At 69.8% G+C, this 7,743-nt stretch carries 8 protein-coding genes; all 8 read right to left on the bottom strand.

Annotated elements, in window-relative coordinates; all coding sequences use genetic code 11:
• Positions 1 to 517 precede the first annotated feature (517 nt).
• From gspD to C9412_RS14595, 8 genes are read right to left on the bottom strand one after another with little or no spacing between them, the layout of a single operon-like run.
• The gene (gene gspD / locus C9412_RS14630; RefSeq protein WP_107232287.1) at positions 518 to 2,716 is read right to left on the bottom strand and encodes a type II secretion system secretin GspD; all 2,199 of its coding nucleotides are present in this window, start codon (positions 2,714 to 2,716) and stop codon (positions 518 to 520) included.
• Between the two features lie 9 nt (positions 2,717 to 2,725).
• Positions 2,726 to 3,514 carry a general secretion pathway protein GspN gene (locus tag C9412_RS14625; RefSeq protein WP_107232286.1) on the bottom strand — a complete coding sequence of 263 codons (789 nt, stop codon included), beginning with the start codon at positions 3,512 to 3,514 and terminating at the stop codon, positions 2,726 to 2,728.
• On the bottom strand, positions 3,504 to 4,217 hold the full coding sequence (gene gspM, locus C9412_RS14620) for a type II secretion system protein GspM (protein ID WP_258190256.1): 714 nt from the start codon (positions 4,215 to 4,217) through the stop codon (positions 3,504 to 3,506). Before gspM ends, C9412_RS14625 begins: the two co-directional genes overlap by 11 nt.
• Positions 4,198 to 5,340: a PilN domain-containing protein gene (locus tag C9412_RS14615; protein ID WP_107232285.1), complete on the bottom strand. Its 1,143-nt coding sequence runs from the start codon at positions 5,338 to 5,340 to the stop codon at positions 4,198 to 4,200. Before C9412_RS14615 ends, gspM begins: the two co-directional genes overlap by 20 nt.
• On the bottom strand, positions 5,337 to 6,200 hold the full coding sequence (locus tag C9412_RS14610) for a general secretion pathway protein GspK (RefSeq protein WP_107232284.1): 864 nt from the start codon (positions 6,198 to 6,200) through the stop codon (positions 5,337 to 5,339). The genes C9412_RS14615 and C9412_RS14610 overlap by 4 nt, the downstream gene beginning before the upstream one ends.
• On the bottom strand, positions 6,197 to 6,829 hold the full coding sequence (locus tag C9412_RS14605; protein ID WP_107232283.1) for a type II secretion system protein J: 633 nt from the start codon (positions 6,827 to 6,829) through the stop codon (positions 6,197 to 6,199). Before C9412_RS14605 ends, C9412_RS14610 begins: the two co-directional genes overlap by 4 nt.
• Complete coding sequence (locus C9412_RS14600; RefSeq protein WP_107232302.1) at positions 6,826 to 7,251, bottom strand: prepilin-type N-terminal cleavage/methylation domain-containing protein; 426 nt, start codon at positions 7,249 to 7,251, stop codon at positions 6,826 to 6,828. Before C9412_RS14600 ends, C9412_RS14605 begins: the two co-directional genes overlap by 4 nt.
• A complete protein-coding gene (locus C9412_RS14595) occupies positions 7,248 to 7,742 on the bottom strand; it encodes a GspH/FimT family pseudopilin (protein ID WP_107232282.1) in 495 nt (164 codons plus the stop codon). Before C9412_RS14595 ends, C9412_RS14600 begins: the two co-directional genes overlap by 4 nt.
• Between the last annotated feature and the right edge of the window lies 1 nt (position 7,743).

Genomic DNA, 7,743 nt, shown 5'->3' with positions numbered 1-7,743 from the left:
GCGGGGGACGCCGTAAACCCCCCTCCGGGGTCCGGCCCAGCCGCCGGCGGCTGGGCGTTCGGGCGCTTGCGAAGCAGTGCTTCGCAAGCAAAGCGCCCTCACCCATGGGGGCTTGACCGCGGCATCCATGCCGCGGACACCCCCGCAACCGGACCCACCCCGCCTTCGACAGTTTCCTGCGAGCTGTCGGAATGGCTGCTGGGGTCAGATCCGTTTTCCTTCGGAAAACGGATCTGACCCCATTTCTCGATTTCGAAATCTGACGGGGATCTACCGTGTCGACCAAGGCCGACACCTACCAGCAGTCGCAGGAATCTGTCAGCGGTGGGGCGGTGTGGGTTGGCAGGACCGTTGGCGCCATGGATGGCGCCATCGAGCCCCCAGGGAGGGGTTTACGGCGTGTCCTGACAACCCGCACCGCCCCGCCATCCCTCAGAAAACCCGCTGTTGCTGTTGCTGTTGCCGGCCAGCGGCCGGCACGACCATGGGGGCCGGGCGCAGCCCGGCCATAAACCCCTTACTTCTTCGCGCGCGGCTGGTTCAGCGGTTCCATCGCACGGAAACGCTTGCTGTACTCGTCAGTCAGATTGCGCGCTTCCTGGCCGTTGCGGACGATGCTCGGGGTCAGCAGCACGATCACCTCCGAACGGCGGCTGGTACGGGTCTTCTGGCCGAACAGCGCACCGATCACCGGAATCCTGCTCAGGCCCGGAATGCCGCTGCTGCCATCGGTGGCCGAATCGGTGATCAGACCGGCCAGCATGATGGTGTCACCGCTCTGCACCGCCGCCTCGGTGGACAGCTTCTTGGTCGAGATGCGCGGGTTGCAGTTGCGCTCGTTGGGGTTGCAGGTCTCCGGAATCTCCGAGGCGCTGCTCACTTCCTGCACGATGTCCAGGAACACGGTGCCATCGCGGGTCACCCGCGGGCGCACCTTGAGGATCACGCCGGTATCGATGTACTGCACCGAACTGTAGGTGCTGGTGCCCACACCGGTGTTCACCGTGGTGGTGTTGATCGGCACCTTGTCACCCACATTGAGCGTGGCTTCGGCGTTGTTGCGCACGAACACCGAGGGGGTCTGCAGCAGACGCAGGTCGGTGACCTTGTCCAGTGCGCTGACCACGGCCGCGGCATTGTGGCCGGTGAAGGCCCAGCCCACGCCATCGTTGCCGGTCACGCCACCGGCGAAGGTGTTCCAGGCGCCGGCCGCCGCCGGTGGCAGGGTCAGCCCGCTGAGCGCACCGGTCAGCGCGCGCCCGGCCACGGCGTTGTCGAAGAACCAGTTCACGCCATACTTCAGGTCGCCGGTCAGTGCGACTTCGGCCACCTGTGCTTCGATGTGCACCTGCAACGGCATCACGTCCAGCTTCTCGATCACTTCGCGGATCGAGCGCCATGCCTGCGGCGTCGAACGCACCAGCAGCGTGTTGGTTTCCTCCACCGCCGACACGCCGACGCGGTCGCCTTCCACCTCCAGGCTGACACTGACATTGCCGGACTGGCGCTGCGGCAGGTTCATGCTGCCGCCACTGCTGCCGCTGCCGGTTCCCCCCGTGGTGGAACCCAGGCTGCTGTTGCTGCTGTCCATGCCGCGATCGCTCTCGCCGCCCAGCTGCGACGGAATCGCACCCGGTGCCAGCGACGCCGGGCTGGAGCCGCCACGGTTGCCGCTGCTGGCGAAGGCTTCGCTGAGGCGCTCGGCCAGATCACGTGCCTTGATGTAGCGCAGTTCATAGGAGAACAGGCGCGCACTGCCACCTGCGGTATCGATCCGGTCCAGCCATTGCTGGATCTGGTCCAGGTAACGCACCTGCGGGGTGATCACCAGCACGGCATTGGCATTTTCCAGCGGCAGGAAACGGAACATGCCGGCACTGGGCGTCTTGCTCTCCTCACCGAACACCTTCTCAAGGTCGGCGGCGACCTGCTCGGCCTTGCCCGACTGGATCGGGAACACCCCCACCGACATGCCCGACAGCCAATCGACGTCGAAGATCTCGACGGTGCGCATGTAGTTTTCCAGCTCGGCACGGGTGCCGCCCAGGGTGATCACGTTGCGGCCGCTGTCGACGTTGACGATGGCGTTGGGCCGCGCGTACGGCTCGAGCACCTTCTTCATCTCGGTGGCCGAGATGAACTGCAGCGGGATCACCCGCACCTCGAAGCCGCGTGCGCTGGCGGCCGGTGCGGTACTCGGCGCAACGGTACCGGCCAATGCCTGGTCGGCGGCAACGATGTTGTAGCGACCGCCGCTGTAGACCATGCGCGCGTTGTTCCAGCCCAGCACCATCTCCAGCAGGTTCAGCGCCTGCGCCGGCGATACCGGCTTGGGCGTGGCCAGGGTGACCGTGCCCTGCACACCCGGAGCGATCACGTAGTTCTGGCCCAGCATGTCACCCAGGATCGCCTTGACCACCGCGTGCAGCGATTCGCCTTCGAAGTTGAACGTGGCCTCGCCGGTGCTGGCCCCGTGCAGCGCCGGCGCCGGTGCGCGCGCGGCTTCGCGGTTGATCATGGTGCCGGTGCCGCGGCGGATCACCGCCTGCGGCGCGCCCTGGCTCTCACGGGCGGCATCGGCGGCGACATCGGCCGCCTGTCCGGCAGCGGCGCTGGGCGACAGGTTGCCGTTGCGCTGCACGTGCGGCGCGGACACCGTACTGCAGCCGACCAGCAGCGCAAGGGCAAAGGACCAGGGAAGAAAACGCAGGTTCATGCATTCACTCTATCGGTTGGTGCCATCGCCCGGGGGCGGCGACGGTTGTTGCTGCTGTTGTTGCTGCAGCTGGCGGCGACGGGCCTGGATGCGTTCGCGGATGGCCTGCATCTGCGCTTCGCTGGGGCCGTTGGTGTCGGCGGGAGGTGTCTGTGCGGCCGGGGTTGCTGCGGTGGCGGTGGCCGGGCGTTGTGCCGTCTGCGCCGGAGGTGCGGCCGCTGCCGGCGGCGGCGGCGGAACCGGCGACGGCACGGCGCCGCCGGCCGCAGGGGGGACGCCGTTGGCGCCACGCAGCACGGTTGGCGGCTCGCCGCCCTGGCCATTGAACACGGCCAGTTCCAGCACCTGGTTGCCTCCGGGCCCGATCACCGTTGCCTGGCGGGGCTGCAGGGCCACCAGCTGCCAGCCGTCCACCGCCTCTCCGTTCAGGCGCAGGCGCAGTGATCGGTTCTGCTCGGTACTGAAGGTGGCCATGCCGAAATCGCCGCTGAGCAGCACGCCGGTCAGGCGCAGCGCGGCGCTGGCCGCCGGTTCGCTGCCGCCCAGCAGGTACGGACGGGGGCGGCGGTCTTCGGCAAACAGCGGGCGCGCCGCGATGGCACTGTAGCTGTCGGCACTGGCCATGCGCTCGGCGGCCAGGGGCGCCAGGGTGGGCAGCGGTGGCGCCGCGTCGGCATCACCGCCGACCTGCGGCAGACGGTTGCCCAGCCCGAACAGGGTGGCCAGCCAGACGGCACCGGCCCAGCCGGCCAGGGCCAGCAGGAAACCGGTGCGCAGGCTGATCTGCTCACGCTTCATCGGCCACCTCCTGTCCATCGGGCGACGGCAGCGGTGCGGGTGCGGGCGCCTCGGCCGGCGGCGTCGGCGCGGCTTCGGTGGCCGGTGCCGGTGCCGGTGCCGGTGCAGCACCTTCGCTGGCAGCACCCGGCAACAGATAACCGGCCAGTTCGAAGGACACGTCCAGACCCAGCCCCGATTCGTTCGGTGATTGCTGGAAACGCTGTGCAATGAGGTTGAGGTTGTCCACGAACAGGCGTGGGCTGCCGGTTTCCAGGCTGTGCAGGACCGTGGCCAGTTCGGCCACGCCACAGCGCAGCCGCACCTGCATGGCAACGCGGACGAACTCGGCATCGCGCCGGTTGTCGGTCAATGGCGTGCGGTTGCTGATGGTGCAACTGCGGTTGCCTGGGCTGGCCATCGCCACCGCATCCTGCAGCTTGGCACCCAGCGCGGCAGCGGCGGCTTCAGCGGTGGCCTCGCGCAGGAAGCCGGGACGCTGCAGCAGGGCCTCGCGGGTGGCACGCAGGCGCTGTTCGATCTGCGGCTGCTGCTGCAGCTGCGCCTGCACACGTGCTTCGCGTTCGCGCAACGACGCGACATCGGCATCGATCTCACGCAGCGGCTGGGTGAACCAGGGATGCACCAGCAGCAGGTAGGCCAGGCCCAGCACGGCCAGCAGCAGGGCCAGCGCCAGCCAGCGGTCACGGCGTGCGTTTGGCATCAGCATCGGCCGCCTCCTCGGTGCGGGCGGCGGCCAGCGGCTGCAGCTCGGCGGTCATGGTGAAGCGGTCGCGGCCACTGGCGGCGCCATCGGCCTGCAGCACGCCGGTCAGGTTGACCTTGCGCCACTGCGGCGCGTCCTGCAGCAGCTGCACCAGCTGCGAGGCTTCGCGGCTGAGGCCGATCAGCTGCAGGTTGTTGCTTTCGATCGCCAGTTTTTCCAGGTAGGTGCCTTCGGGCAGGCGCCGGGTCAGTTCGTTCCAGATTTCGACCGTGCCTGCACGCTGGTTGCGCTGCTTCTCCAGGAACGCCGCGCCCTCGACCAGGGCCTGCAGCTGCGCCCGCTCGCTGGCCACGCCACGCGCGCTGCGCGCGCTGCGCTCGACCTGCGCACGCAGTTCATCGGCGGCGGCGCGGCGGTTGTCCAGCAATTGCAGGGCCGCCAGCACCAGCATCAGCAGGGCCGCCACGGTCAGCAGCATGTTCCAGCGCCGCATCGGGTCCGGTCGCTGCTGGCGCTGCGCCGGGGGCAGCAGGTTCACCTGCAGCGCCCTGCCCTGCGTGTCGATGGCATCGACACCGGCCAGCGCGTCGGCCCACTCGCCCACGCTGGCGCGCCAGGCGTCCAACTGGCGCAACGGCCAGGCGACCAGCTCCACCTGCAGCTGGCCTTCGCTGGCCGAGCCGAGTTCGCGTACGTCAAAACTGACCTGGGACGATTCGAAGGGTGTCTGCCGGTCGATCTCGAAGCCGACCACGGCCCGCAGGCGGTCGGCGGCCGCGCCCGGCAGGCGCAGGGTGCGCCGCAGGACGTCCGTGGCCGGCAACAACCACACCCGCGGCAGGCCGCGCAGGCGCGGTTCCAGCACCCGGTCCAGCGCCTGCGGCGACAGCGGCCACGGCAGGCGCACCACGTCTTCGCGGCGCTCGCCGGCTTCACGCCAGACCTGCAGGTGATCGCCGTCACGCAGCAACAGCAGACGTGCCTGGCCCCAGCCCAGCGCCCACTGCCAACGCACCGGCACCCAGGCCAGCAACCCGTGCCGCCACCAACGCAGGAAACGGCCCGTGCCCGGGCCGATCCGGCCCTGCACCTGCCGCAGACTGTCCTGCCAAGCTGTCATCTTGCTGCCATTCCCTGCTCCCAGCGAAGCACTGTGTAGGTCTGCCCGGGAACCCCGCCCGAGCCATTGCGTACCACTGCCTGCAACACCGACCGGCGTCCACTGCCGTCGGTGACACGGCACTCGATACTATAGGTGCCGCTGGCGCTGGCAAGCGTTGTCGCACCCGCTTCGCCACCGGCGTCACGCTCCTGTTGCGCGCGCTGCGCCAACGCCTGCTCCGCGTCCAGGCCCAGCGCAGTCAATACCGGTGCACCGGCGAACTGCGGATCGGGCCGCGCCTGACGGCTGTACAGCGTCACATGCGGCAGCATCGCCCGATACAACGGTCCGCGCATGCCCAGCACCCGCTGCAGCTCGCCCAGAGTCTCGAAACGCTTGTTGCGCGGGCCATAGGGCAGCCCTGCTGCAGCATAGTCGGGCGCTTCGGCACCGCCACCGGCCTGTACCAGGCTGTCCTCGTCACGCCAGTCGACGATGGCGCCAGCCAACTGCCGGGCCGCGCCGTCATCCTCGCCCAGCGCCTTGAGGAAAGCCGTCAGCAGGGCCACATCGGCCAGATTCAGGTTGATCTTGCCGTTCTCGTCCAGCACCTTGATCTCGATGGTGGCGTCGTCGAACTGCCAGCGATAGAGGCGGCCGTCGGCGCGCCAGGGCGCCCGCTGCGGATCGGCGGACAGGCGCGTCAGCGCGTACTCCAGCCCGGCCCGCGCGCGCTCCTGGCCGCGCGCGCCGTCATCGAGCACGCGCTGCTGCAGATGCTCGACCCGTGCACTCAGTGCGAACGCGCCCACCAGCGCGGTCATCAGCGCAATCAGCCACAGCACCAGTACCAGTGCCGCGCCGCGTGAACGGCTCATCGCGGGCCCCCGCTGCCGCCCACGCGCGGCGCCACCACCAGTGCGGGCCAGGGCGCGCCACGGGCCGGCACGATCTGGATCTCCACCAGCATCGGCAGCCGCCGGGTATCGTCCCAGCGCGGCAGCCACTCGGTCAGCTGGCCGGTACCGGCGTCGATGCCGCGATAGCGCAGCTGCACCGATTCCAGCTCGTCCACCAGCAGCTCCGGTGGGCGTGGCGGCGTCTCGGCGATGCGCTCGCCTTCCTGCAGCAGCACCAGGTCCAGCAGCAGGCGGCGGTGACCCGGGCGGCCATCGACCTGCAGCGCATGCAGATAGGGGCCGCCACGGCCGAGATAGCCCGGCAGGTCGGCAGCGAACTGCATGCGCTGTTCCTCGCCCTGGAAGAAGATCGGCTCGCGGGTAGGATCGGGGACTTCCAGCGGCGTGCGCAGCGCACCGGCCAGTTGCCGCCGCAGCAGCGCCTGCACCGCGCGCATGCGTTCGCTGTCGGCCGCGATCTGTTCGCCGCGCTGACTGACGGCCATCGCCGAGCGCACGCTGGCGAAGGCCAGGGCCAGGCCACCGGCCAGCAGCACGGTGGCCAGCATCACTTCGACCAGGGTAAAGCCGGCGGCGCATCGCTTCATCGCGCGCTCTCCAGGTCCGGCGGCAGCAGGCGCAGGCTGCGCCAGCGCAACTGCTCGCGTTCGCTGTCGCCCCAGCGTACCTGCAGCTGCAGTTCGGCCAGCCAGGGCGTGCCGGGCGACTGCGCCTGTGCCTGCGCGGCGTTGCCCGCGCGCGGCTCCACCCACGGCTGCACCTGCAGCTCCCAGTGGTAGCGGCCCTGCTCCCATTCGCCCTGCTGGCGACCCGCCTGCAACGGTGCGGCAACACCGGCTTCGGCCAGCAGCGACTGCGCATGCAGCACCGCGCGCGTGCGCAGCTCGGCCTCGCGCACCTGCCTGGCGCCTCCGGACAGGCTGCCCAGCAGCAGGGTCAACGCCAGGCCGAGCAGGGCGAAGGCGATGATCACTTCCAGCAGCGTGAAGCCGCGTGCGCGCCGCTTCATGGTGCCCGCCATGGTCCCGATCGGACCTCACCGGTGAGCCAGCCGACATCGATGCGCCATTCGGCGCCGTCGCGTTGCAGGCGGATGCGGCCACCGCTGGAACCACCATCGGGATGGAACTCGATCACGCCCTGGCCCGGCGCGGTGGCCAGCTGCGCGGCGCCTTCGAACTGCACCTGCAGCTGCGCCGGGACGTCGCCCTGACGCTGGTTGGCACCTTCCCAGCGCCGCCGCGCCGGTTCGATCACAAAGCGCTGCGGTTCGCCGCGGGCGATGGCCTGCGCGCGCACCATGCGCAGCTGGTTGGCGATGTCCTTGCCGGCACTGCGCAGCTGCATGCCGGCAAAACCGCGCGACAGGCCGGCCGCGGTGATCAGGCCGATCGCCGCGATCAACGCGATCACCAGCAGCATTTCCAGCAGCGACAGCCCCCCTGCGCGCCTGCCGTGCAGGCGCGGGCGGGGCAGCCGGCGCGGCAGGAAAGCGCTCATG

The organism is Stenotrophomonas sp. Nf1, from assembly GCF_003028475.1.
In the GTDB taxonomy this organism is placed as follows: domain Bacteria; phylum Pseudomonadota; class Gammaproteobacteria; order Xanthomonadales; family Xanthomonadaceae; genus Stenotrophomonas.
The sequence above is the reverse complement of the archived record's forward strand: the minus strand, read 5'-3'. Positions and strand labels throughout refer to the sequence as shown.